This is a genomic window from Curtobacterium subtropicum (assembly GCF_030362975.1).
GTDB classification, from domain to species: Bacteria; Actinomycetota; Actinomycetes; order Actinomycetales; family Microbacteriaceae; genus Curtobacterium; species Curtobacterium subtropicum.
Genome location: NZ_JAUCMM010000011.1, coordinates 1 through 23971 on the forward strand (window position 1 = coordinate 1; position 23971 = coordinate 23971).

The window sequence follows — 23971 nt, forward strand, 5'->3', positions numbered from 1 at the left end:
TGTTCCGGTGGTCATAGCGAGAGGGAAACGCCCGGTCACATTCCGAACCCGGAAGCTAAGCCTCTCAGCGCCGATGGTACTGCAAGGGGGACCTTGTGGGAGAGTAGGACGCCGCCGGACTCAACGTTCAGCAACAGCAGGAAACCCCTGACCGTGACCGGTCAGGGGTTTCCTGCGTTCCCGGGGCATGAGCACGGACGCGTTCCGCCGCGGTTCGCCCCGGGGCCGAGCAACGGCAGCGCCGGTAGGATCGTCGCGTCATGACTGCACCGTTCACCACCGCCACCGGCTCCGACGTCCGAGTCCGTTTCTGCCCGAGCCCGACCGGGACCCCGCACGTGGGGCTCATCCGGACGGCCCTGTTCAACTGGGCGTACGCGCGCCACACCGGCGGCAAGCTCGTCTTCCGCATCGAGGACACCGACGCCGCCCGCGACAGCGAGGAGTCCTACGAGCAGATCCTCGACGCGCTCCGGTGGCTCCGCCTCGACTGGGACGAGGGCGTCGAGGTGGGCGGTCCCCACGGTCCGTACCGCCAGTCCGAGCGCTCGGACGTGTACGAGGACGTCATCGCGAAGCTCCGCGCATCCGGCCACGTCTACGAGTCGTACGTGACCCCGGAGGAGATGGAGGCCCGCAACCGGGCCGCCGGTCGCGACCCGAAGCAGGGCTACGACAACCACGAGCGCGACCTGACCGCTGCCGAGCGCCAGGCGTTCCGCGACGAGGGTCGCCAGCCGGCGCTGCGGCTCCGTGTGCCCGACCGCGACCTGAGCTTCGACGACCTGGTGCGCGGGGAGATCACGTTCAAGCAGGGCACGTTCCCGGACTTCGTGGTCGTCCGACCGAACGGCAAGCCGCTGTACACCTTCACGAACCCCGTGGACGACGCTCTGATGGGCATCACGCACGTCCTCCGCGGTGAGGACCTGCTGTCGTCGACCCCGCGGCAGATCGCCCTGTACGAGGCGCTCGTCGAGGTCGGCATCACCGACTCCGTCCCGGTCTTCGGCCACCTGCCGTACGTGATGGGGGAGGGCAACAAGAAGCTCTCGAAGCGCGACCCCGAGTCGAACCTGTTCCACCACCGCGCCGCCGGCATGGTGCCGGAGGGGCTCCTCAACTACCTGGCGCTGCTCGGCTGGTCGATCGGTCCGGACCGCGACGTGTTCTCGTCGGACGAGATGGTCGCCGCCTTCGACGTCGTCGACGTCAACCCCAACCCGGCGCGGTTCGACCACAAGAAGGCCGAGGCGATCAACGGCGACCACATCCGCCTGCTCGACGCCGACGACTTCCGCGCGCGCCTGCTGCCCTACCTGTCGGGTGTCGTCTCGACGCCCCCGACCGCCGAGCAGGAGCGGGTGCTCACCGCTGCGGCCCCGCTGGTCCAGGAGCGCATGCAGCTCCTCGGGGAGGCTCCGGGCATGCTCGGCTTCCTGTTCACCGCGGACGACGAGCTCGTGGTCGAGGACGATGCTGCCGCCACGCTCAAGGACGATGCCGGCGACGTGCTCCGAGCCGGCGTGACCGCGCTCGAGGGTGTCGACGATTGGACGACCGCGTCGATCGAGGCAGCGCTGCGCGAGGCGCTCATCGACGGCATGGGTCTGAAGCCGCGGGTGGCCTTCGGGCCGCTGCGGGTCGCGGTGTCCGGACGACGGATCAGCCCCCCGCTCTTCGAGTCCATGGAGATCCTCGGCAAGGACTCCACGCTGGCCCGACTCCGCCGGCTCGCGGACCGCTGACGCCGCCGTGGTGACGAACCCGGTGGAGCCGGACGCCGCCGACGTCCTGTCCGTGGACGTCGCGGTGATCGGTGCCGGGCCGGCCGGGTTGAGCGCTGCGCTCAACCTGGCCCGCGCTCGGCGCACGGTGCTGCTCGTCGACGCGAACCGGCCGCGCAACGCGGCCACGCTGCGGTCGCACGGCTTCGTCACGCGGGACGGGATCTCGCCGCTCGAACTCCGGAAGCTCGGACGGATCGAGGTGGAGTCGTACCCGGAGGCCACCGTGGTGCAGTCGGTCGTCGACCGGGTGGCGCGCGACGGGGACGGGTGGAGCGTGCACGGCGCCTCCCGTGGGGCCGAGCTGCGGGCCCGCGCGCGCGCCGTGGTGGTCGCGACCGGGCTCCGCGAGGAGTTCCCGGCGCTGCCGTCCCTGCGGGCGTTCTACGGTACGTCCGTGCACAGCTGCGTCGAGTGCGACGGGTACGAGCACGCCGGGCAGCCCCTGGCGTTCCTGTGCGAGACGGCCGACGTGGTCGACCGCGCGCTGCTCGTCGGCTCGTGGACGGACGACCTCGTGGTCTACACGAACGGCGCGGCGGTGCTCGACGACCGTGGTCGGGCGCGCCTGTCCGCGGCCGGCGTCGCGGTCGACGAGCGGCCGGTCGCGGACCTCGAGGGCGGTCGGGACGGGCTGTCCGGTGTCCGACTGGCGGACGGCGACGTACGGCCGCACACGGGCGCGTTCGTGCGGCCGCTGTGGCACGCCGACCTCGACTGGCTCGAGGCGCCCGTGGAGCGTGACGACGAGGGACTCGTCCGTGTGGACCGTCTCGGCCGCACCGGGGTGCCGGGGCTGTACGCCGTCGGCGACGTGACGCCGCCGGGCCCCGAGCAGCTGGTCGTCGCGGCGGGTCACGGAGCCTCGACGGCCGCCGCCGTGCACCGCGACCTGGTGGGTGGTCTCGAGGACCTCCGGGATGCTGTACAGTAGTTGATCGTGCCCCGGACAACGGGGAACGAGAGGCCAGCAGGCTTCTTGGGGTATGGTGTAATTGGCAACACAGCGGTTTCTGGTACCGTCGTTCTTGGTTCGAGTCCAGGTACCCCAGCTCGAAGGAAAAGCCCCCGGGACACCCCGGGGGCTTTTCCCGTTCCCCGGGCGGACGACGGCTCCCCAGCGGTCCTCAGACCGGGAACGAGCCCGGACACGCCCGAGCTGCACGGGAGCCCGAGATCCGAGGTCAGTCCGCCCGGCGGTACGCCACGACCCAGTCGACGAGCACGTGCCCGTCCGAGTCCGCCGGGACGTGTTCGTCGCCGAGCGCGGTCTCGGCCTGCAGCGTCACCCGCATCGGGACCGTCGGCACCGCGCCCGTCGTCGTGGCCACGAGCGCCCCGTCCCACCAGAAGCGCACCGCCTCGGCGGTCCACTCGACCGTGGCGACGTGCCAGTCCTCCTGCCCGCCGGGCACGGTCGGGGCGTGCTCCGGTAGGAACCGCATCGTCCGGGTCGACGCGTCGTAGCTGCCCGGCACGGCCGACACCGGGCGGACGTCGCCGCCGAGGTCACCCTCCGGCCAGTCGATCTCGCCGTCGTCCCACCGTCCTGACAGCGGCCACAGGATCATCACGAACTTGTAGCCGGGAGCGTCGTCCGCCCGGTACCGGATCGAGACGCGCTGGTGCGTGTACGACCGGTAGCCGGCGGGGAGGACCGTCGCCACGAGGGGCTGGCCGCCCTCGGAACGCAGGTGGAGGTCGAGGACGGAGTCGTGCACCGAGACGACCTCGTCCGGGTGGTAGACGCCCTTGCCGGAGGTGTCGCGGAAGCCGCGGTACTCGGCCATCTCCGGGTAGACGCGGAGCAGTTGGCCGCGAGCGGCGTCGCGGTCGAAGTCCTGCTCCAGGTACGGCACCCAGCGGACGCCGTCAGACTCGACGTCCCCCGAGGGCATCTCCGCGGCCGTGGCCCGGTCGGCCCGCCGGATCGAGGTCGGCAGGACGACGGCGACGGTACCGGTGAGCGCGGCGGCGCCGACGAGTCCGGCGACCACGGCTCCTCGACGCAGGACGTCGCGGCGCGAGGGGCGCGGCGGGAGCGGCCCGGGCTCAGGCCCCACGGGCGACCTCGTAGACCCGGACACCGTCGCGGTCGTAGCGCAGCGTCCCCTGCCGGGCCGCTGCGCGTTCGAGGGCGTCGACCTCCGGACCCGTCGCGGTGCCGCGCCCGACGACCTCGGCTCGCTCGGCGTCGGAGAACACGAGCCAGGCGTCACCGCCGTGCGCGCGGTCCGCGAGCGACTCGTCGAGGTCGCTCGGGGAGATGCCGCGCGGGTACCACTCGGTCAGGTCCTCGAGCGACTGCACCTGGCCCCAGCGCTGCAGGTACGCCGGGTAGTCGGCACCGACGATCGCGGGGAAGCTGCCGACCGTGGTCAGGGTGTCGTCGTCCGTGAAGCGTGTGTCGAGCCAGCGGGCCGCGGCGACCTCGCCGGCAGGCGTGCGGTTCGACTGCTCCGCCTGGAACGTGGTGGTCAGGAACAGCAGCGTCGTGACGACGACCAGCGCGGCGGTGGCGACGAGCCGGACGCGTCGACCGTGCACGGCGTGGACGGCGGCGATCGCCAGGAAGGGCGCCGAGAACAGCACGACGCGGAGCCGTCCCTCGCCGCCGTAGCTCTGGCCGAGCACGAGCACCGCGGGACTCGCGGCGAGCCACAGCACGAGCAGCGCCCGGTGGCCGTGGCCGGCACGGACCATCCGCACGACGCCGACCAGCGCGACGATCGCGACCAGGGCGGTGAGGACGAGCACGCCGCGGCTCTGCAGGGTGGTCGCGAGCGAGGGGATCGCGATCGAGGTCGTCGCTGCCGTCGCGTTGCTCAGCGGGTCGAAGCCGGTGACGAGTCCGAACTTCTCCTGCACGTAGTCGAGGTTCGGCAGGAGGAAGAGCAGCGGCGCAGCGGTCACGGGCACCGCGGTCCACCACGGACGGACCACCCCGACGGCGACGAGGGGGACGAACGCGGCGACGAGCACGTAGGGCGTCAGCTGGTGGGAGACCGAGATGACGGCCTGCAGCAGTACGACCAGGACGACGGCGGTGACGGTCGCGGTGCCGCCCCGGCTCGCCGCACCGACGACCCCTGCGGTCGGCACGATCGGCGCACGCCGTGCCCGGAGCAACCGGGACGCGACACCGACGATCCCGCGCCCGAGCGCGTTCGGGGAGCGGCGCAGCACGGTCAGCACGACGAGGACGACGGCGAGGAAGAGCGCGAACGCGAACGCCTGCGGCGAGTAGTAGTCCTGCCCGACCCAGTTCGCGGCGCTGAAGACCACGGCGGCCGTGACCGCCCAGCGCCCCCGGAGCCCGAGGATCCTGGCGATGCCGAGGACCAGCGCGGCGTCGACCAGGGCGAACGCGACCTCGACGAAGCGCACCGGTGCCAGGGCGTCGGCGGTGGACGTCGCCGACCCGAGGAAGGCGCTCACCGCGAAGAAGCCCGGCCAGCGGTTGTAGATGTCGATCGCCGGGTCGACGGCGCCGTGCTGCTGGATGTACGCGGTCACCGCGACGTGCTTGAAGACCCACGGCGGACGGGGCTCGGCGGCGGTCAGGTTCGCCGTTCCGTAGACGACCACGACGAGCACCGCGGCTGCGGCGACGCGGAGTGCGGCGGGGAAGCGGCGGTCGACGAGGGCGACGACGGTCACCGCGAGCACCGCGCCGGCGCCGACCCACCACGTCGGGGTGACGGCGGTGAGCAGCCCCCACTCGCCGAGCACACCGGTGGTGGTCTGTGCGGTGCCGACGGCCCAGGTCGCGACCCCCGCGACGAGGGCGCCGCCGCCGACGGCGAGCCGGAGCACCGTGCCCTCGCGACGGGCTGCCCAGGCGGCACCGACGGTGCGCCGCAGCGACACCCGGTCGGTCGACCGCGCTGTGGTGATGCCGTGCGCGAGCGACGCCCAGCCGCTCACGACGAGGACGAGCCCCGCCGCCGGGACGGGCGTCCAGTGGCCGGTCCAGACCATGGCGAGGGCCACGACGGTGTCGACGGCGGCACTGGTCACGACGACGAGCGCCGCCCGACCGATCGGCTCGGTCAGCCGGAGCGGACGGACCACGGCGGTCCCGGGGACCACGAGGAGCGCCGTCAGGACCACGGCGGACTGCACCGCACCGGTCGTCCCGGTGAGCAGGACGGCCGTCGCCGCGAACGCGAGCACCGCGGCGGCGAGCGTCGGCACGGGGGAGCGGCGCACCCGCTCGGCCTGCCCGAGCACCACGCGGGTGGGCGTCGTCGCGGTCACGGGGCGACCACCGGGGTCGTGCGGGACATGGGGTGTTCCTTCGGTCGGGTACCGGCTGTCCAGGCACGGTAACGAGCGCCGAGGACGGCCGACGAGGGGCCCGACGGGGTTCTGCGGGTGCCCTGCGGCATTGCGGCATCGCGCAGGGCCCGGCCGTCCGGGCGAGGGGAACCGCACGCTCCCGGCGGCCGCGTTGACGCGCTCCCGCGGTGCCGGGGACGGTGGTCTGCGTGACCCCCACTCCGCCGCGATCGCCGTCGTCCCACCTCGTGCTCGAGCGCCCGATGGCCAGCTCCGAGCCGCCGACGTGGCACGGGGCCGTGTGGGTCGGCGCGGTCGACGTGCGCGAGGTCCCCGAGGGCGACCTCGCCGTCCCGCTCCTCGCTGCGGACGGGCACCGCACCGCGCGCCTCCTCGTCCGCGACGGCACGGCGCCGCGCGGCTTCGTCGACCTGCCCGTGACCGACGGTGCGGTCGACGCCGGTGCGCTGCGCACGGCCGTCGCCGCGCTGCCCGCCGCCGCGCACCCGCCCGTCCCGGCCCGGCTGCCGCGCACGTCGGTCGTGCTCTGCACCCGCGACCGCGCAGACCAGCTCGTCGACGCGCTGCGGTCGGTCCTCGCGCTCGACCACCCCGACCTCGAGGTCGTCGTGGTCGACAACGCCCCGTCCGACGACGCGACGCGTCGACTCGTCACCGCACCGGGCACCGACCCCCGCGTCCGCTACGTGCTCGAGCCCACGCCCGGGCTGTCGAGCGCCCGCAACGCCGGTGTCCGGGCCGCCCGCGGGGAGGTGGTCGCGTTCACCGACGACGACGTCGTGGTCGACCCCGGGTGGCTCCGCGCCGTCGCGTCCGGCTTCGCCCGCGGCGAGGACGTCGTGTGCGTCAGCGGTCTCGTCGCCAGCGGCGAGCTCCGCACCCCGGCGCAGCGCTGGTTCGACGAACGGGTGACCTGGTCGCGGAACCTGACGCCGCGGGTGTTCCGGCTCGCCGCGCCGCCGGCGGACCGGCCGCTCTTCCCGTTCTCGGTGGGCGACTACGGCACCGGCGCGAACTTCGCCGTCCGCCGCGACGCGCTGCTGGCACTCGGTGGCTTCGACGAGGCGCTCGGCGTCGGCACCCTGACCGGCGGCGGCGAGGACATCGACCTCTTCGCCCGCGTCGTGCTCTCCGGGGCCGCGCTCGCGGTGGAACCCTCCGCACTCGTCTGGCACCGGCACCGCGCCGACGTCGCGGCCCTCCGCACCCAGGCGGTCGGTTACGGCACCGGGCTCGGCGCCTGGCTCACGAAGACCGCGCTGCGACCGCGCACGCTCGGGATGGCGCTCCTGCGAGCGCCCGGAGCACTCCGGCACCTGCTCGCGGGCCCCACCGGGCCGGCGGAGGTCGGGACCGACGGCGCAGCCCGACCGGTCGCCGTCCCCGCTGCGGGTGACGCGGTCTTCGACCGCGAGGTGGCCGCCGTCAGGGGCGTCGAGCTCCGCGCCGTGCTGCGCGGCGTCGGCCGGTACGCCCGGTCCTGGTGGGCCGTCCGTGCCCGCACGGCCGCCCGCCGCCGGCCGTCCTGACCCGAGCGGGGCACGACGCGACGCACGGGCCACGCACGACCCGGAAGCCGCGGCCCGGCCATGCGCCGGATGGGAGGCACGGTGTGCGTCCGATCCGGCCGCTGCGGCCCGGCCACGCGCCGGACGGGAGGCGTCGTGTGCGTCCGATCCGGACGCTGCGGCCCGGCCGCGCGCCGGACGGGAGGCGCGGTAGGGGTCCCGTCCCGCGCCTCCCGGCCGTCCGTGGTCCCCGCACGGATCCGTGCACGCTTGCGGGAACCCGTACGGGGCGTCGGCGCCCCGCAACGCGCCCACTGCCGCGTTGACCGGCGACCCGGCGCAGGACGAAGGTTGGATCGCCCGGGTACGGCGTACCCCCGTCCCCACGGCGAGGCAGCCCCGGCTCCGCCCGCGGAGCACCTCATCCCCACCCCCACCCGTCCCGCCGGCGCCCACCCAGCGCCGGACCCGCGGGACCACACCGCAGCCTGAACCCGACAGGAGCACCATGAGCACCACCGCCCGCCCGCGCGAACCCCGCGTCTCGGTCGTCATCCCCGCGCGGAACGAGGCGCGCAACCTCGAGATCGTCCTGCCGATGCTGCCGCCCGTGCACGAGGTGATCCTCGTCGACGGGAACTCCGTCGACGACACCGTCGCCACCGCGCGACGCGTGCTGCCGTCGATCCGGGTCGTGCAGCAGACCCGCAAGGGCAAGGGCAACGCCCTCGCGTGCGGCTTCGAGGCGGTCACCGGCGACGTCGTCGTCATGTTCGACGCGGACTGCTCCGCGGACGCCGCGGAGATCCCGCGGTTCGTCGACGCCCTCGTCGCCGGCGCCGACGTCGCCAAGGGCTCCCGCTACGCGCCCGGCGGCGGCAGTGACGACATCACCGTCGTCCGGAGCCTCGGCAACAAGGGGCTCAACCTGATCTCGAACCTGCTGCTCGGCGCCGCGTACACGGACCTCTGCTACGGCTACAACGCGTTCTGGGCGGACACGCTCCCGACGGTGGGGCTGCTGCCCTCGACGCTGCCGCAGCCCGACGACGGCTCGATGCGCTGGGGTGACGGGTTCGAGATCGAGACGATCCTGACCTGCCGCTGGTCCGCCGCCGGGTTCGCGATCACCGAGGTGCCGAGCCACGAGAAGCTCCGCGTGCACGGCGTGAGCAACCTCAACGCCGTGAGCGACGGCATCCGCGTGCTCACGTCGATCCTGCACGAGCGTCGTCGCGCCCGGGAGGTCGCGGACCGCGCCCGACTCGCGCTGGTCGCCGGTCGTGTCGGCGCGGGTCCCGTGGCCGTCCTCGACGAGGAAGCGGCGTGACGCTCCCCACGGTCGCGGTCGTCATCTGCGCGTACACGCAGCAGCGCTGGGGCGACCTGCAGGCCGCCGTCGAGTCCGCGAAGCGGCAGCCCGAGGCGACCGAGGTCGTCGTCGTGATCGACCACGAGCCGGAGCTGCTGCTGCGCGCCGCGGCGCGGTGGCCCGAGCTGCGCGTCGTCCCGAACACCGAGGACCGTGGACTGTCCGGCGCACGGAACACCGGCGTGGCGCTCGCCGAGTCGGACGTCGTCGCGTTCCTGGACGACGATGCCGCCGCCGACCCGGACTGGCTGATGCACCTCGTCGAGGCGCTCGACCTGCCCGACGTCGTCGGCGTCGGGGGCCGGGCGATCCCGTCGTGGCCGGACGCCACCGGCGCCGGACCGTTCCCCGACGAGCTCCTCTGGATCGTCGGCTGCAGCTACACCGGGCTGCCGACGGAGGCCGGCGACGTGCGGAACGTGATCGGGTCGAGCATGGCCTTCCGACGGGACGTGCTGCTCGCCGCGGGCGGATTCCGGTCCGGCATCGGCCGGGTCGGCAACCAGCCGCTCGGCTGCGAGGAGACGGAGCTCTGCATCCGGATCGCGCAGATGCGTCCGGAGTCCCGCATCCGCTATGAACCACGCTCGACCGTGTCGCACCGGGTGTCGCCCGACCGGGTGTCGATGCGCTACGTCCGGCGTCGCAGCTACTACGAGGGCATCTCGAAGGCCGTCCTGAGCCGGCGGGTCGGTGCGCGGGACTCGCTCTCGAGCGAGGGCACCTACCTGACCCGGGTGCTCCCGGGGGCACTGCTGCGCGAGCTCGGTGCCCTCGGCCGCGGTGGTGGCACGCGTGCGCTGGCCATCGTGACGAGCGTCGCGGCGACGGTCACCGGGTACGCGGTCGGCCGGACGCTCGGGACCGTCGTGGTCCGGACGGCTGCGCCGGCCCCTGCCCGGGAGCGTGTGGTGGTCTGACCGCGGTCCGTCCCGGCGTGCGGAGGCCCCGGTACCCGAGCGGGTGCCGGGGCCGTTCCGTGCGCCGTGCGGCGGGCGCTCGTCTGCGCGGTCGGGGCATCGGTCGGTGCCGGCCGCCGCGCGCCTGCCACGCCGATCGGTGCTGGTGACGGCGAGCGTGCGGCCGCCGGTCAGCGCGAGCCGCCGCGCGCCTGCCGCGCCGGTCGGTGCTGGGTGACCGCGAGCGTGCGGCTGCCGGTCAGCGCGAGCCACCGCGCGCCTGCGAGTGCCGGCTGTCGCGGGTCACCGCGAGCGTGCGGCCGCTGGTCAGCGCGAGCCGCCGCGGGCCGCCCGGAGCCGCTGCAGGAACCACGGCACGCAGGCGAGCACCCCGACGACGCGCACGACGTCCCAGACGGCGTCCTGCGGCGCGAGCAGGGACGCCGCGGCCAGGAGCACGGCGGGCACCACGACGAGGGGGACCCGGCGACCGGGACCCCGCCAGTCGCGCCGGTCGGGCAGCGCTGCCCGCTGGAGCACGGCGAGCAGCGCGTACGACAGCACCGTCGACAGTGCGGCGCCGGTGATGCCGAGCGGCGGGACGAGCAGCAGGTTCGCGCCGATGTTCACCACGGCGGCGGTGGCCGCGATCACGCCGACGGCGACGCCCCGGCGCTCGACGACGAGCAACCGTCCGGTGGCGCCGCTCGCGACCACCGGGAAGGCGGTCAGGGCGACGACGAACACCACGACGGAGAGCTCGTCGACGCGGTACGACGCGGGCGCGAGCACGGGGAGGGCGATCGGCGACACGAGCGTCACGGCGAGGAGCACCGGCGCGAGGAGCAGGTAGAGCTCGTCACGGGCGTGCATCGCGAGGCGTCGGCGCTCGGCGGCGTCACGGAGCGCGGCGAAGTGCGGCGCCCAGGCGCTGTTCGTGAAGGTCAGGAGCAGGACGACGGCCGAGCCGACGACGTAGGCGATCTGGTAGCGGGCCACCTCGTCGGGACCGAGGAGACGCTGCACGATGATGCGGTCCCCGGCGTTCAGGACGAAGTACGACAGGTTGCCCAGCGCGATCGGCACGCCGAGACGGAACGCCCGGGCCGTGGTCGCACGGTCGACCAGCCCGCGGATCCTCGGACGGACGGCGACGACGCCGATGACCATCGCGACGCCCTGGGCGACGACACCGCCCCAGGCGTAGGTGGTCGCGTCGGCGTGCACGAGGAGGAGCAGGCCGAGGCCGATGATCGACCCGCCGACCGAGGACAGCAGGCTCGTCACCGCGAAGACACGGATCCGGTCCTGCGCCACGAGCAGCGCCAGTGCTGTCTGCACGACCGCGGCCGGCAGGGTCCAGAGCACGGCGACCAGCAGCAGCGGGTGCGCTCCGACGAAGCCGGCGGCGTCACCCCACGCCGGGATCGAGCCGAGCGCGGCGAGCGTGACCAGGGTCGCGAGGACCGCGCCGACCGAGACGAGACCGCGGGCCCTCCGGTCGTCACCGTCCTCGGCGCGCTGCAGCACGGCCGCCTGGTCGAGGCCGGCGACGGCGAGCACGCTGAGGGCCTGGTGGAGCGCGATCGCGGACGCGAGCACGCCGAACTCGGCGGGCGGCAGCAGGTGCGCGAGGACGGGGGAGACGAGGGAGCTGACGACGAGCTGCATCGACCAGACGACGACGTAGAGCATGCCGCGGCCGAAGAGCGTCGAGGCGCCCCTCCGGACGGCGGTGCTGCCGGTGTCGGTGTCGCGCGCAGCGTCGTCGACGTGCCGTCCCGAGCGCCGTGCCGTCGTCCGCGTCGCGTCCCGGGCGTCGGACGGAGCGCTCACGGGGCGGTGGCCCCGACCGGTCGCTGTCCGCGCCGGCCGACCGCCGCGTCGACGAGGTCGAGCAGGTCGCTGCTGCGGGTCGTCGAGAACTTCCGGGCGAACAGGTAGGGCGGGTGCTCGGACGGCGCGGTCCAGCGCTCGAGCAGCCGCCCGGCGTCCGGGGTGCCGAGCCACGGCGGGCTCTTCATCCGCGTGCCGTCCCACCCGATCCACCAGAGCGAGTGCTCGAGGTGCTCCTCGGCGAAGCCCGGCACCAGCGCGGGGGATCCGAGGACCGACGGGACGAACGACTCGTCCGCGATCCAGGCGCGACGCCAGAAGTGCACGAGGTCCGGACGGCGGTCGACGACGTCGAGGACGGCGCGAACGTGTTCCCGACTGACCACCTTCATCTGCGAACCACCGGTCAGGACGACGTCCCGCGGCAGCCGTCGCGGGACCGGCAGCCGGAGCATGTGCTTGCGCCAGGCCCAGTGCCGGTAGCGGAACCGCGACCACCCTCCGCCCCGCCAGTCCGGGTGCGGCAGCGGGTGCGTGACGAGGAAGGAGCGCCCGGGGTGGGCCGCGAGCACCGCACGGATCTCGTCCGCGGTGGCGAGCGGGTAGTCGCTGCCCGTCAGGACCGCGATGTGGCTCGCGTCCGTCTCGGCCAGGGCGGCCCGGTAGCCGGCGATCTCCGCCTCGGCGTTCTCCCACCGCGCCCACCCGGTGCGCAGCCGGTCGAGCAGGCGGACACGGGACGGCAGGGCTTCGGTCATCGCAGCGTGCACGCGGTCGGGGGTCCGGGCGTCGCAGTGCAGGAACACGGGGAAGGGGTCGAGTGCCGCGACGAGTCGGCGGACCTGTGTCGGGTCCTCGTGGGCGAGGACGACGCAGGCGAGTGCCGCGGTGGGGGTGGGCATGGCAGCGACGCTAACTCCGGCCCGGATCGCCGGACAAGGAGCCCCGGGGTGCCTGCGGGGATGCGGCGGTTTCCCGCACGAGCCCCTCGGTGTCGCTCCGTCAGCGCCGGCGCCGCGAGCGCGGGCCGTCAGCGCTCGGGCCGGGGGCGCGGACCGTCAGCGCCGGCGCCGGAAGCGCGGACAGTCGCAGAGTGCACAGTCCGAGCCGGGGCGGTAGTGCTCGTGCGCGTCCTGCTGGTGGCCGCACGCGCACGTGGCGGTGTCGGTCGCGCTCGACGCGACGACGGGCAGCAGCGACACGGTGGCCACGGGGGCCGGCGCCCCCGTGCGGCCGGTCGGACGGACCCCACGGCGGGTGGTGTCGGTGCCCAGCAGCATGCGTCCTCCTCGCGCCCGACGCGCCGCCGTCGGGACGAGTTCGATCCTACGGGCGCGTGCGGTCGGACGCCCCGGATCATCCGCTGACGGAGCGTCGCGCCGCCACCCGACGCCAGCGTCGACGGCTCCGGAGCCACGCCGACGGGCCGGCGGGGAAGCCCCGGAGCTCGTGCAGCGCCAGCGACCGCGGCACCGGCGTGCTCGGCACCCGCGTGTCCGGCACAGCCGGGACCGCCGCTGTCGCCGCCTGCCGGTGGTCGGCGCCCCGCCCACGGAACAGCGCGTCCGCCGCGGCCCGGGTCTTCGCCGTCGCTGCGAGCGGCACCAGCCGAGCGAGGACGGCGAGGTGCCGTCGGTCCCCGGCCACCAGGGCGCAGAGCAGGGCCGCGAACCCGACCCCGTTGCCGTGCAGCTGCGCGTGCAGCTCGGCGACGGTCCGGCGGTGCCGGTGGTGCACGACCGCGCGGGGCTCGAAGCCGATGCGTCCGCCGCGCCAGAGGGTCTCGACGAACATCGCCAGGTCCTCACCGCCGCGAGCGGGGGAACCGGCGCCGAGCGTCGGGTCGAAGCCGCCGACCGCCTCGAGCAGCGTCCGCCGGAACGCCATGTTCGCGCCGGCGCCGTACGCGCCGATGCCGTACACCGGGAATCGTCGACGGACCGTGCCGTCCGGGGACACCGCGGCGGCCCGGGCGAACCGCATCGCCCCGGGCACGTCGTCGGGGACGACCGTCACCGGCTCGAACGAGCGCTCACCGCTGAACCCGCCGTAGTAGGCCTCGTACCAGACCTGCGCGGGCGTCTCGAGCTCGGTCGGCAGGATCACGCCGCTGACCGCGTCCAGCCCGGGCTCCCGGACGAAGCGCTCGCCGAGGGCCCGGAGCCAGCGCGGGTCGACCCGGACGTCGTCGTCGGTGAACGCCACGACCTCGCCGCGGGCCGCCGCGATCCCGGCGTTCCGCCCGGCGGACAGTCCCGGTCGCCGTTCCTCGACGAGCCGGACCGCCCGCCCCGCGAGGAGGGCGGGCAGCGCGTCGTCGGCGGGCACCCGCACGCGGTTGTCGACCACCAGGACCTCGTGCTCCGGGTAGTCGAGGTGCTCGAGCACGTCGAGCAGTCGGCCGAGGTCCTCGACGCGGTCGACCACCGTGGACACGACCACGGACACGGACGGCAGGTCGTGGTCGTCGACGGGCGCCGGCGCGGCTGCGGCGGACCCCTGCGACGCGGCAGCGAGTGCGGCCAGGACCCTCGCGGCGTCCGACGGGTTGTCCGTCAGCGTCAGTGCAGCCGTGCAGACCGGGTACCCGTCACGGTGACCGACGACGAGTGCGTCCGAGCCGGTCGCGTCGGCGACGAGTGCCGGCAGGGCGGCGTCCAGGTCGACGTGCAGGACGCGCCGCGGACCGGGCACGACGGCGGCGGGTGGGATGGCCATGCCACCGGACGCTACGGGCAGCGCCACGGCCCGGCCACCCGTCGGACGCACGGTGGCGGGAGCCGTGCGGAACACCGCAGGCGCACGCGTAGGGTCACCGGCATGGAGGTCACCAAGCTCGAGCACGCGTGCCAGGTCGTCACGAAGGACGGAGCACGGCTCGTGATCGACCCCGGCGGCTTCACGCGCCCGGTCGACGTGACCGGGGTCGTGGCCGTCGTGGTCACGCACGAGCACCCGGACCACGGCACCCCGGAGCAGCTGCACGGGATCCTCGCCCGGAACCCGGACGCGGTGGTCCTCGGACCGGCGGGGGTGCGCGCGGCACTGGCCGACGCGGGCATTGCGGTCGAGGTGGTCGGGGACGGCGACCACCGCGAGCTCGGCCCCTTCTCGCTCGACCTCCACGGGGTCCGGCACCAGCGTATCCACTCCTCGGTGCCCGTCGTCGACAACACCGGTGTCCTGGTGGACGGTCGGCTGTTCCACCCCGGCGACGCCTACACGGTGCCCGGCGTCCCCGTCGAGGTCCTCGCGGCCCCGGTCGGGGCGCCGTGGCTCAAGGTCGAGGAGATGATGGACTGGATCGCCGGGATCGGGCCCCGGCGCGCCTACCCGGTGCACGAGGCGACGCTGTCCGAGATCGGCTTCGCCATGCACACGGACCGCCAACGCGAGGCGCTCGGGGACGGGGAACTCGTCGTGCTCCGGCCCGGCGAGTCGCTCACGATCTGAGCCCCGCAGGGTCGGCCTGGAGGCGCGGCACACCCGGGCGACACGCCTCGTTTTGGCAGCGTGCGCGCGTTGTGCCATACTTATCGGGTTGTCGGAACGGCCCCATCGTATAGCGGCCTAGTACGTCGCCCTCTCACGGCGGTAACGCGGGTTCGAATCCCGCTGGGGTCACCACAGGTGGCTGTCCTCCGAGTCCGACAACGCGTGTGTCCCGCTCCCGAGCGGGACGTGCGGCCCCATCGTATAGCGGCCTAGTACGTCGCCCTCTCACGGCGGTAACGCGGGTTCGAATCCCGCTGGGGTCACCACACCGAGGAACCCCCTCCGAGCTCCGGCCCGGAGGGGGTTCCGTCGTTCCGGGCTGCCGGTCCCGGGCTGCTCGGTCCCGGGCCGCTCGGTCCCGGGTCGCTGGCGTTCGGGGTGCCCGTGTCGTCCGGCGCTCGGTCGCGTCAGGCCCGCCCGCCGCGCTCGTGTCCCGAGAGCCGGCCGTTGGCGGCGGTCGCCGCGGTCGTCATCCGGTCGAGGAACGCCAGCGCCGAACGGACCTCGTCGGCGTCGGACGCACGCAGGGCACCGGCGACCTCGCGTCCGGCGAACCCGAGGAACGCCTCGTTCGCCGCCCGCGCGGTCTCGGTCGTCCGGAGGGTGACACGGCGACGGTCGGTGCTCTCCCGGTGCCGCGTGACGTGGCCCGCGGTCTCCAGCCGGTCGACGAGCACCGACGTCGCCCCGGACGTCATGCCGATCTGCCGTGCGAGCTGTGCGGGGGACAGTGGCGTCCCCGCCCGTTCGGCCCACAGCACCTGCCCGAGGGCGTTCGCGTCGGTGGGGGACAGGGCCACCCACGTACCGAGGTGCCGGTTCAGCTCGTCGAACGCGACCGCCCAGTCGCGGAGTCGGTGCATCACGGCCACCTCGTCCTCGGTCCACACGGTCTCGAGCGGGTCGACGTCCGGCATCCAGGTTCCTCCACAGTCAAGTCGCTTCACTGTAAAGCACGAGCAGGCGTCACGGTCGCCGGCCGCCGCACACGAGGAGCAGACATGTCCGCACCACACGCAGTGATCTCGGGAGCGAGCATCGCAGGTCTGTCCGCGGCCTGGTGGCTGCGGCACACCGGTTGGGAGGTCACCGTCGTCGAACGCGCCCCGGCCTTCCGCGACGGCGGCCAGAACGTCGACGTCCGCGGTGTCGCGAAGCAGGTGCTCGAGCGCATGGGGCTGACGGAGGCCGTCCGTGCCGCGAACACCACCGAGACCGGTACCGTCCTCGTCGACGCCGACGGTCGGGTCACCGCGACGTTGCCGGAGGGCCCGGACGGTGCGACCGCCGAGCTCGAGGTGCTCCGCGGCGACCTGGCCCGGACGGTCTTCGACGCGCTGCCCGACGGCGTGACCTCCGTGTTCGGGGAGCGGATCACCGACGTCGACGACACCGTGCCGGATCGCGTCACCGTCACGACCGACCGCGGTCGGGTCCTCCGGGCGGACCTGCTCGTGGTCGCCGAGGGGGTCCGCTCGACGACCCGGGCGCTCGTGTTCGACCACCCGGGCGACGTCGACGAGCGGGACCTGGGGGTCACGATGGCCTTCGGCACGATCCCGCGCACGGACTCCGACGACCGCCGGTGGCGCTGGTACAACGCGGTCGGTGGACGGCAGGTGCACCTCCGTCCCGACCCGTACGACACCACCCGCGCGATCCTTGCCTGGGCCGGTGACGACGACGGGGTGACGGGCGCCGATCGCGGGCGGGTGCAGGAGCGGCTCGAGGAACGCTTCGCCGACGCCGGGTGGCAGTCGCGCCGGGTGCTCGACGGCTTCGCGACGTCGGACGACGTCTACGTCGACCGGCTCACCCAGGTCCGGATGCCCGTCTGGCACCGAGGCCGGGTCGCCGTCGTCGGGGACGCAGCGTGGTGCGTCACGCCCATGGGCGGGGGCGGCGCGTCGCTCGCGTTGACGAGCGGGTACGTCCTCGCGGCGTCGGTGACGGGCCGTTCCTCGGACCGCGACGCGCTCGACCGGGCGCTCGCGGCGTTCGACGACTGGATGCGGCCGCTCGTCGACGACGTGCAGGGCATCCCTCGCGGGATCGTCCGGTTCGCCTACCCCCGCACGCGGTTCGGCCTCGCGCTCCGTCACGTCGCCGACAAGGTGCTGCTCGAGGGGCCGCTGCAGGGCCTCGCGGCGAAGGCCACACGTGTCGCGGAGACCGACCGGGAGCTGCCGCCCGTCCCGGCTGCCTGAGCCTGCCGACCGGGGCGGCGCAGCGGCCAGTGGTCAGTGGTCAGTGGTCAGCCGGGGTGCTCGTCGAGCCACCGGTCCAGTTCGCGGGCTGCGGCCCGTCCCGCCCGGTTCGCGCCGACCGTCGACTGCGACGGGCCGTACCCGACGAGGTGCACACGTGGCTCGTCGGCCACCCGGGTCCCCACGACCGGGACGCCGCCGAGCGGACCGCGCAGCTGCATCGGCCCCAGGTGGTCGAGGTCCGCGCGGTACCCGGTGGCCCAGAGCAGGACGTCGACCGAGGTGTCGGAGCCGTCGGCCTCGACGACACCGTGCGCACGGACCTGCGTGAACATCGGCCGTCGCTCGAGCACACCGCGTCGGGCGGCGGCACGGAGCGAGTCGGTCCAGATCAGGCCCGTGTAGGACACGATGCTCGCGGGCAGCCGTCCGGCCCGGACGTCGTCGGTGACCCGGCGCTCGACGTCGACGCCGTCGACCTCGTGCACGAAGTCGCCCGGCAGGAACACCGGCTCGCGGCGGGTGTACCAGACGGTCGACGTGACGAGGCTGATCTCGTCGAGGAGTTGCACCGCCGAGATCCCGCCCCCGACCACGGCGACGCGACGCCCGCGGAAGTGCTCGGCGTCGACGTACCCACGGCTGTGGAGCTGCTCGCCGAGGAACGACGCGGCACCGGGGACGTCCGGTACGAGCGGCGTGTTCCACGTCCCGGTGGCGTTGACGACCGCCCGGACGTGCCACCGGCCGCGGTCCGTCGCCACCGCGAGCAGGCCGTCGGGACGGTCGTCGAGGCGTGTCACCGACCCGACCCGCACGGGGCGCAGCACCGGGAGGTCCTCGTGTGCCTCGTAGGCGGCGAAGTACCGGGGGACCGCGGAGCGGGCCGCCTCGGTGGGGTCGACGGGTGGGAGCGGCATGCCCGGTAGGTCGTGGATGCCGTTCACCGTCGCCATCCGCAGCGACGCCCACCGGTGCTGCCACGCGCCTCCCGGCCGTGGGTTCGCGTCGAGGACGACCACGGAGCGCTCGCCGGACGCGTCCTCGGGCCCCCGCAGCGCCCGGAAGCCCCGGCGGCGCAGGTGGTGGGCGGCGGAGAGACCGGCCTGGCCGGCGCCGATCACGGCGACGGTCGCGCTCGCCGCCGCGGTGTTGACGTCCACCGCTCGAGCGTACCGGCGGCGGTGGGCGGATCGGGGTGGAACGACCGGTCTTCCCCCGTTCGGGGTTCCGCTCCGGACATTGCTTAGGTTAGCCTCACCTAACGTGAACAGCGAAACACCACTGCTCGAGATCCTGACCTCAGCCACCGCCGGGCGGTACCGGAACGTCGTCCACGGAGCGGTCGACCGCACCGCGGACCGGCTCGGAGCGGTCGAGCGGCCGACCACCGACACCCCGGCGTCCGTGCTGCGCGACCGGGTCGCGGCGATCGACCTCGCGCGACCCCTCGGGTCGGCCGAGGCCGCCGTCGTCGAGGTCGACGAGCTCTTCGCCGCAGAGGCCGTCTGGTTCCACGCCCCCGGCTCCCTCGCCCACCTCAACTGCCCGGTCGCGGTGCCCGCGGTCGCCGCCGAGGCGGTCCTCGCGGCCGTGAACCCCTCGGTCGACACGTGGGACCAGTCGCGCATCGGCACCGAGATCGAACGCCGTGTGGTGTCCTGGGCCACCGGGACGATCGGGTTCGCGGCCGGGGACGGCGTCTTCACCTCGGGCGGGACGCAGTCGAACCTCCACGCGCTCCTGCTGGCACGTCAGGCCGCGACGACCGCGCGGCGTGGGTCCGCCCGCCGTGCTCCGGCGCTCGACGACCTGGTCGTGTTCGCCACCGCGTCGAGCCACTTCTCCGTCCGGAAGTCGGCGATGCTGCTCGGCCTGCCCGAGCGCGCCGTCGTCGACGTCGCCGCCGACGCCGCCGGCCGGATGCGACCGGACGCCCTCGCGCACGCGATCGCCGACGCCCGACGCGAGGGGCGGTCCCCGATGGCCGTGGTCGCGACCGCGGGCACGACCGACCGGGGCTGCATCGACCCGCTCGTGCCGATCGCCGACGTGTGCGACCTCGAGGACGTCTGGCTGCACGTGGACGCCGCGTACGGGTGCGGGCTGCTCGTCTCCCCGACACGCCGACACCTGCTCGCGGGCATCGAGCGGGCGCGGAGCGTCACGGCCGACTTCCACAAGTCGTTCTTCCAGCCGGTGTCCTCGAGCGCCCTGCTCGTCCGCGACCCCGAGGACCTGCGCCGGGCGTCGTGGCACGCGGACTACCTCAACCCCGAGGACGCCGACGAACCGAACCAGGTCGACAAGTCCCTGCAGACCACCCGGCGGTTCGACGCCCTGAAGCTCTGGGCGACGCTCCGGGCGAGTGGTGCCGACGCGATCGGACGGGCCTTCGACGTGGTGCTCGACGTCGCCGAGCGCGTGCACGAGCACGTCGCGGCGCACCCGGACCTGGTGCTCGTCGCGCCGACGCAGCTGAGCACGGTGCTGTTCCGCTGGCAGCCGGACGGGGTGACCGACGCCGAGGCCGACGCGCTCGTCGCTCCGCTCCGGGCCGCACTGCTCGCCGAGGGGCGGGTGCTCGTTGCGAAGACGGTGATCGATCGCCGTCCGTGCAACAAGCTCACCCTGCTGAACCCGGCCACGAGCACGGAGCAGGTCGTCGCGTCGCTCGACCACGTGGTCCGCACCGCGGCGCGCCTGCACGCCGACGGCGTCCACGGCCACGCCGGCACCACGACGGGAGCGACCCGATGAGCACCAGCACCAGCACCAGCACCAGCGCCAGCACCAGCACCGGGGCCGACCGCGTCCACGACCTGGTCGGCATCGGCACCGGCCCGTTCAACCTCGGGCTCGCCTGCCTGACCGACCCGCTCGACGACCTCGACGCCGTGTTCCTCGACCAGGCCGATGGCTTCGCCTGGCACCACGGCATGATGCTCGACGACGCCACCATCCAGGTACCGTTCCTCGCCGACCTCGTGACCATGGCAGACCCGACGTCGCCGTTCTCGTTCCTCGCGTGGCTCAAGGAGACCGGACGCCTCTACCCCTTCTACATCCGCGAGGACTTCCACCCCCTGCGCTCCGAGTACGACGCGTACTGCCGGTGGGCCGCCGCCCGGCTCGGCACCCTGCGCTGGGGCCGCCGGGTCGTCGCCGTCGAGCACGACGAGGACACCGACCTCTTCACCGTCCGCGCGGAGACCCCGGACGGGCCCGAGCGGTACGTCGCCCGACACGTCGTGCTCGGCATCGGCACCGAACCGGCCGTCCCCGAGGCGCTCCAGGACCTCGACGGACCGGTGGTGCACTCCGCCGGCTACCTGCCGGCACGCGACACGCTGCGGCGTGCCGACTCGATCGCCGTCATCGGCAGCGGTCAGTCCGCCGCCGAGGTCTACCGCGACCTGCTCGAGGGCATCCGCGACGGCGGGTACCGCATCGACTGGATCACCCGCTCGCCACGGTTCTTCCCGATGGAGGACACCAAGCTCACGCTCGAGATGACGAGCCCGGAGTACACCGACCACTTCCACGCCCTGCCTACCGACGTCCGCGACCGCCTGGGCCGCGAACAGCGCGGGCTCTACAAGGGCATCAGCGCCGACCTGGTCGACGAGGTCTACGACGCCCTGTACCGGATCAGCGCCCGGGGGCCGGTCCCGACGACGCTGCGGACCGACACGAGCGTCGTCGCCGCCGAGTGGCTGCCCGACCGGGACCGGTTCCGCCTGACGCTCCGCCACGCGCAGCTCGGCACCGAGGCGACGCACGAGGTCGCCCGGGTCGTGCTCGCCACCGGGTACCGGCCCCGGACCCCGGACTTCCTCGCGCCCGTCGAGCACCTCGTGGCGCGCGACGACCGCGGCCGCTTCGCCGTCGCCCGCGACCTGCACGTGGACACGATCGGCGGCCGGATCTGGGTGCAGAACGCCGAGGAGCACACGCACGGCCTGACCGCGCCCGACCTCGGGATGGGCGCGTGGCGGAACGCGTCGATCATCCGGTCCGTCACGGGGCGCTCCGTGTACGGCCTGGAGGAACGGATCGCCTTCCAGGAGTTCGGCCTGCCCGGTGGACGGCCGGCTCCGGACCTCGCAGCCGGTGCCGACGCGGACGCTGCGGCGAGCGCCGCGGCGGTCGCCGCGCCCGGAGGCGCCGACCCGGGAGAACGCCGGACCGCGACCGTCGGGGCCCGGTCGTGAGCGCCCCGGGGACGGTCGCCGTGTCGGCGGACGCGACCACGGGCCTCCCGTCCGTCCACCCCGCCGACCCGGACCGCGACGCCGCCGTCGTGCAGTCGTGGCTCGCACACCCGGCGTCCTCGTGGTGGGGGATGCCCGACCACGACGTCGACGGCGTCCGGTCGTACCTGCGCTCCGTGCAGGACGACCCCGCGCAGGCGGGCTGGCTGCTCCGCCGGGGCGGCGAGCCGATCGCGTACGCCGAGACGTACGACCCCGCGGCGGTGTTGCTCGTCGACGTCTGGGACGCCGGACCCGGGGACGTCGGCATGCACCTGCTCGTCGCCCCGCCGCCGGCGGCCGGGTCGTCAGCAGGCGGCCGCGTGCACGGACTGACGAGCGCCGTCATGCGGGCCGTGGTCGAGCACTGCCGCGACGCCCTCGGTGCACGGCGGGTCGTCGTCGAACCCGACGTCCGGAACACGGCCGTGCAGCGGAAGAACGCCGAGGTCGGGTTCCGGGTGCTGCGCGAGGTCGACGTCGACGGCAAGCGGGCGCTGCTCTCGGTCCTCGACACCGAGCGGATCGGGGTGCCCGACGACGACGGGCCCGCCGCGCACCTGCGGCCGGGACACCTCGAGCCGGCCGAGCGCCACCTCGTCGCGAAGGCGATCGCCGAGTTCACCCACGAGCGGTTGATCGCCCCGCGACCCGACGGCACCGGGTGGGTGCTCGACGCGGGGGACTCGACCTACCGCTTCCGTGCACGGGTCCACACGCTCGAGCACTGGGTGGTCGACGAGGCCTCGCTCACCCGCACCCGTGCCGGTGTCCCGGCGCCGCTCGACGCGCAGGACCTCGTGCTCGCGCTGCACGAGCAGCTCGGGATCCCGGACGCCCTGCTCGGGACGTACCTGGAGGAGATCGCCTCGACGCTCGCCAGTGCTGCGGCGAAGCACCGTCGGGGTGGACCCTCCGCCGCGCAGCTCGCTCGCGGACGGACCGACGGCGACGTCGTCACGGGGTTCCAGGACACCGAGGCAGCGATGACCGAGGGGCACCCCGCGTTCGTCGCCGGGAACGGGCGGATCGGGTTCGGGCTCGACGAGTACCACGCGTACGCCCCCGAGAGCGGCGGGCGCTTCCGGTACCGGTGGCTCGCCGCCCGCCGGGAGCACACCCACCTGGCGCTCGCCGCGGACCGGACCGAGGCGCAGCACTGGGACGCCGAGCTCGACGCAGCGACCGTCACGCGCTTCCACGAGGTGCTCGACCACCGCGGCCTCGACCCCGCCGAGTACACGTGGTTCCCGGTGCACCCGTGGCAGTGGCAGCACCGGATCGCGGTGACGTTCGCACCGGACCTCGGGCGGCAGGACCTCGTCGACCTGGGCGAGGGGCAGGACGACCACCAGCCCCAGCAGTCGATCCGCACGGCGTTCAACCGATCCCGCCCGGAGCGCTCGTACGTGAAGACGGCGCTCGCCGTGCAGAACATGGGGTTCCTGCGCGGGATGTCCCCCGCGTACATGCGCACGGCCCCGGCGGTGAACGACTGGGTCGCCGGACTCGTCGAGGCCGACCCGGTGCTCGCCGACGCCGGCTTCGGGGTGCTCCGCGAGCACGCCGCGATCGGGTACACCGGGGACGTCTGGCACCGGATCGGGCCGGTGCCCGCGCAGCAGGGCGCACCGCAGCGGAAGATGCTCGCGGCGCTCTGGCGGGAGAGTCCGGTGCCGCGGCTGCAGCCTGGTGAGCGGCCGGTCACGATGGCCGCGCTGCTGCACCGGGACGCCCGGGGGCGGTCGGTCGCGGCGGCGCTCGTCGCGGAGTCGGGGCTCGACGCCGCGTCGTGGGTCGAGCGGCACCTCGACGCCTACCTCCGTCCCGTCGTGCACTGCCTGACCGAGCACCAGCTGCTGTTCATGCCGCACGGCGAGAACCTCGTGCTCGTGCTGCGCGACGGCGCCGTGTCCCGCGTGTTCATGAAGGACATCGGGGAGGAGGTCGTGGTCGTCGGCGACGTCCCCGTGCCCGCGGGCATCGAGCGGATCGTGCACCCGGTCGACGACGACGAGGCAGCGCTCGGCGTCTTCACCGACGTGTTCGACGGAGTGCTCCGGTACCTCGCGGCGATCCTCGACGACGACGGGGTCCTGTCGAGCCGCGTGTTCTGGCGGCTCGTCGGCTCCTGCGTGGACGGTGCGGCTGCGGGACGGGCGCGAGCGATCGACCTCCGGGCGCCGGACTTCGCGCACTCGTGCCTCAACCGGCTGCAGCTGCGGAACACCCTGCAGATGGTCGACCTGTCGGCGCAGAGCGACTCGCTCATCCGGGCCGGGCGCATGCCGAACCCGATCGCACGCTGAGGG

The 23971-nt window shown here is 74.2% G+C and carries 17 protein-coding genes, 3 tRNA genes and 1 rRNA gene; 14 read left to right on the forward strand and 7 right to left on the reverse strand.

The features are described from left to right. The first annotated feature begins 3 nt into the window (after positions 1-3). The 4 genes from rrf (at position 4) to QUG98_RS13765 (ending at position 2839) form a co-directional block, all read left to right on the forward strand. A 5S ribosomal RNA gene (gene rrf / locus QUG98_RS13750) occupies positions 4-120 on the forward strand. A gap of 140 nt (positions 121-260) precedes the next feature. After that, positions 261-1748: a glutamate--tRNA ligase gene (gene gltX, locus QUG98_RS13755; protein WP_289471115.1), complete on the forward strand. Its 1488-nt coding sequence runs from the start codon at positions 261-263 to the stop codon at positions 1746-1748. Positions 1749-1758: 10 nt separating this feature from the next. Then, positions 1759-2721 carry an NAD(P)/FAD-dependent oxidoreductase gene (locus QUG98_RS13760; protein ID WP_289471116.1) on the forward strand — a complete coding sequence of 321 codons (963 nt, stop codon included), beginning with the start codon at positions 1759-1761 and terminating at the stop codon, positions 2719-2721. A gap of 46 nt (positions 2722-2767) precedes the next feature. Continuing rightward, positions 2768-2839 (forward strand) — tRNA-Gln (locus QUG98_RS13765). A 132-nt stretch (positions 2840-2971) separates the two neighbouring features. Here the strand turns inward: QUG98_RS13765 and QUG98_RS13770 are convergent. Beyond that, positions 2972-3850 (reverse strand): glycoside hydrolase family 16 protein, encoded by an 879-nt coding sequence (locus QUG98_RS13770; protein WP_289471117.1) that lies wholly within the window; start codon positions 3848-3850, stop codon positions 2972-2974. Further along, positions 3840-6047 carry a hypothetical protein gene (locus QUG98_RS13775; RefSeq protein WP_289471118.1) on the reverse strand — a complete coding sequence of 736 codons (2208 nt, stop codon included), beginning with the start codon at positions 6045-6047 and terminating at the stop codon, positions 3840-3842. The genes QUG98_RS13770 and QUG98_RS13775 overlap by 11 nt, the downstream gene beginning before the upstream one ends. 230 nt (positions 6048-6277) lie before the next feature. Between QUG98_RS13775 and QUG98_RS13780 the strand changes: the two genes are divergently transcribed. The 3 genes from QUG98_RS13780 (at position 6278) to QUG98_RS13790 (ending at position 9889) form a co-directional block, all read left to right on the forward strand. Further along, positions 6278-7618, forward strand: a complete 1341-nt coding sequence (locus tag QUG98_RS13780; RefSeq protein ID WP_289471119.1) for a glycosyltransferase family 2 protein — start codon at positions 6278-6280, stop codon at positions 7616-7618. A gap of 487 nt (positions 7619-8105) precedes the next feature. Beyond that, positions 8106-8927, forward strand: a complete 822-nt coding sequence (locus QUG98_RS13785) for a glycosyltransferase family 2 protein (protein WP_289471120.1) — start codon at positions 8106-8108, stop codon at positions 8925-8927. Continuing rightward, the gene (locus tag QUG98_RS13790) at positions 8924-9889 is read left to right on the forward strand and encodes a glycosyltransferase family 2 protein (RefSeq protein ID WP_289471121.1); all 966 of its coding nucleotides are present in this window, start codon (positions 8924-8926) and stop codon (positions 9887-9889) included. Before QUG98_RS13785 ends, QUG98_RS13790 begins: the two co-directional genes overlap by 4 nt. 306 nt (positions 9890-10195) lie before the next feature. Here the strand turns inward: QUG98_RS13790 and QUG98_RS13795 are convergent, their stop codons facing one another. The 3 genes from QUG98_RS13795 to QUG98_RS13805 all read right to left on the reverse strand — a co-directional run bounded on the left by QUG98_RS13795 (position 10196) and on the right by QUG98_RS13805 (position 14422). Next, positions 10196-11704, reverse strand: coding sequence for a lipopolysaccharide biosynthesis protein (locus QUG98_RS13795; protein ID WP_289471122.1), 1509 nt, complete (start codon positions 11702-11704; stop codon positions 10196-10198). After that, positions 11701-12606 (reverse strand): beta-1,6-N-acetylglucosaminyltransferase, encoded by a 906-nt coding sequence (locus QUG98_RS13800; protein ID WP_289471123.1) that lies wholly within the window; start codon positions 12604-12606, stop codon positions 11701-11703. Before QUG98_RS13800 ends, QUG98_RS13795 begins: the two co-directional genes overlap by 4 nt. A 454-nt stretch (positions 12607-13060) precedes the next feature. Next, entirely contained in the window at positions 13061-14422 is a 1362-nt protein-coding gene (locus QUG98_RS13805) for a glycosyltransferase (RefSeq protein WP_289471124.1), read from the reverse strand. 102 nt (positions 14423-14524) lie between these two features. Here QUG98_RS13805 and QUG98_RS13810 point away from each other — a divergent pair, with 102 nt between their 5' ends. The 3 genes from QUG98_RS13810 to QUG98_RS13820 all read left to right on the forward strand — a co-directional run bounded on the left by QUG98_RS13810 (position 14525) and on the right by QUG98_RS13820 (position 15465). Further along, positions 14525-15157 (forward strand): MBL fold metallo-hydrolase, encoded by a 633-nt coding sequence (locus tag QUG98_RS13810; RefSeq protein WP_289471125.1) that lies wholly within the window; start codon positions 14525-14527, stop codon positions 15155-15157. Positions 15158-15255: 98 nt separating this feature from the next. Next, positions 15256-15331, forward strand: a tRNA-Glu gene (locus QUG98_RS13815). Positions 15332-15389: 58 nt separating this feature from the next. Then, positions 15390-15465, forward strand: a tRNA-Glu gene (locus QUG98_RS13820). 141 nt (positions 15466-15606) lie between these two features. On the opposite strand, the gene QUG98_RS13825 is transcribed toward QUG98_RS13820, so the two are convergent. Beyond that, positions 15607-16116, reverse strand: a complete 510-nt coding sequence (locus tag QUG98_RS13825) for a MarR family winged helix-turn-helix transcriptional regulator (protein ID WP_289471126.1) — start codon at positions 16114-16116, stop codon at positions 15607-15609. Between the two features lie 84 nt (positions 16117-16200). Here QUG98_RS13825 and QUG98_RS13830 point away from each other — a divergent pair, with 84 nt between their 5' ends. Then, positions 16201-17406, forward strand: a complete 1206-nt coding sequence (locus QUG98_RS13830; protein ID WP_289471127.1) for an FAD-dependent monooxygenase — start codon at positions 16201-16203, stop codon at positions 17404-17406. Positions 17407-17453: 47 nt separating this feature from the next. Here QUG98_RS13830 and QUG98_RS13835 read toward each other — a convergent pair whose 3' ends face one another. Continuing rightward, positions 17454-18569 carry an NAD(P)-binding domain-containing protein gene (locus tag QUG98_RS13835; RefSeq protein ID WP_289471128.1) on the reverse strand — a complete coding sequence of 372 codons (1116 nt, stop codon included), beginning with the start codon at positions 18567-18569 and terminating at the stop codon, positions 17454-17456. 103 nt (positions 18570-18672) lie between these two features. On the opposite strand from QUG98_RS13835, the gene QUG98_RS13840 reads away from it, so the two are divergent. From QUG98_RS13840 to QUG98_RS13850, 3 genes are read left to right on the forward strand one after another with little or no spacing between them, the layout of a single operon-like run. Then, positions 18673-20166 (forward strand): pyridoxal phosphate-dependent decarboxylase family protein, encoded by a 1494-nt coding sequence (locus QUG98_RS13840; RefSeq protein ID WP_289471129.1) that lies wholly within the window; start codon positions 18673-18675, stop codon positions 20164-20166. Then, positions 20163-21620, forward strand: a complete 1458-nt coding sequence (locus QUG98_RS13845) for a lysine N(6)-hydroxylase/L-ornithine N(5)-oxygenase family protein (RefSeq protein WP_289471130.1) — start codon at positions 20163-20165, stop codon at positions 21618-21620. The genes QUG98_RS13840 and QUG98_RS13845 overlap by 4 nt, the downstream gene beginning before the upstream one ends. Next, complete coding sequence (locus QUG98_RS13850; protein WP_289471131.1) at positions 21617-23968, forward strand: GNAT family N-acetyltransferase; 2352 nt, start codon at positions 21617-21619, stop codon at positions 23966-23968. The genes QUG98_RS13845 and QUG98_RS13850 overlap by 4 nt, the downstream gene beginning before the upstream one ends. Positions 23969-23971: the final 3 nt, after the last annotated feature.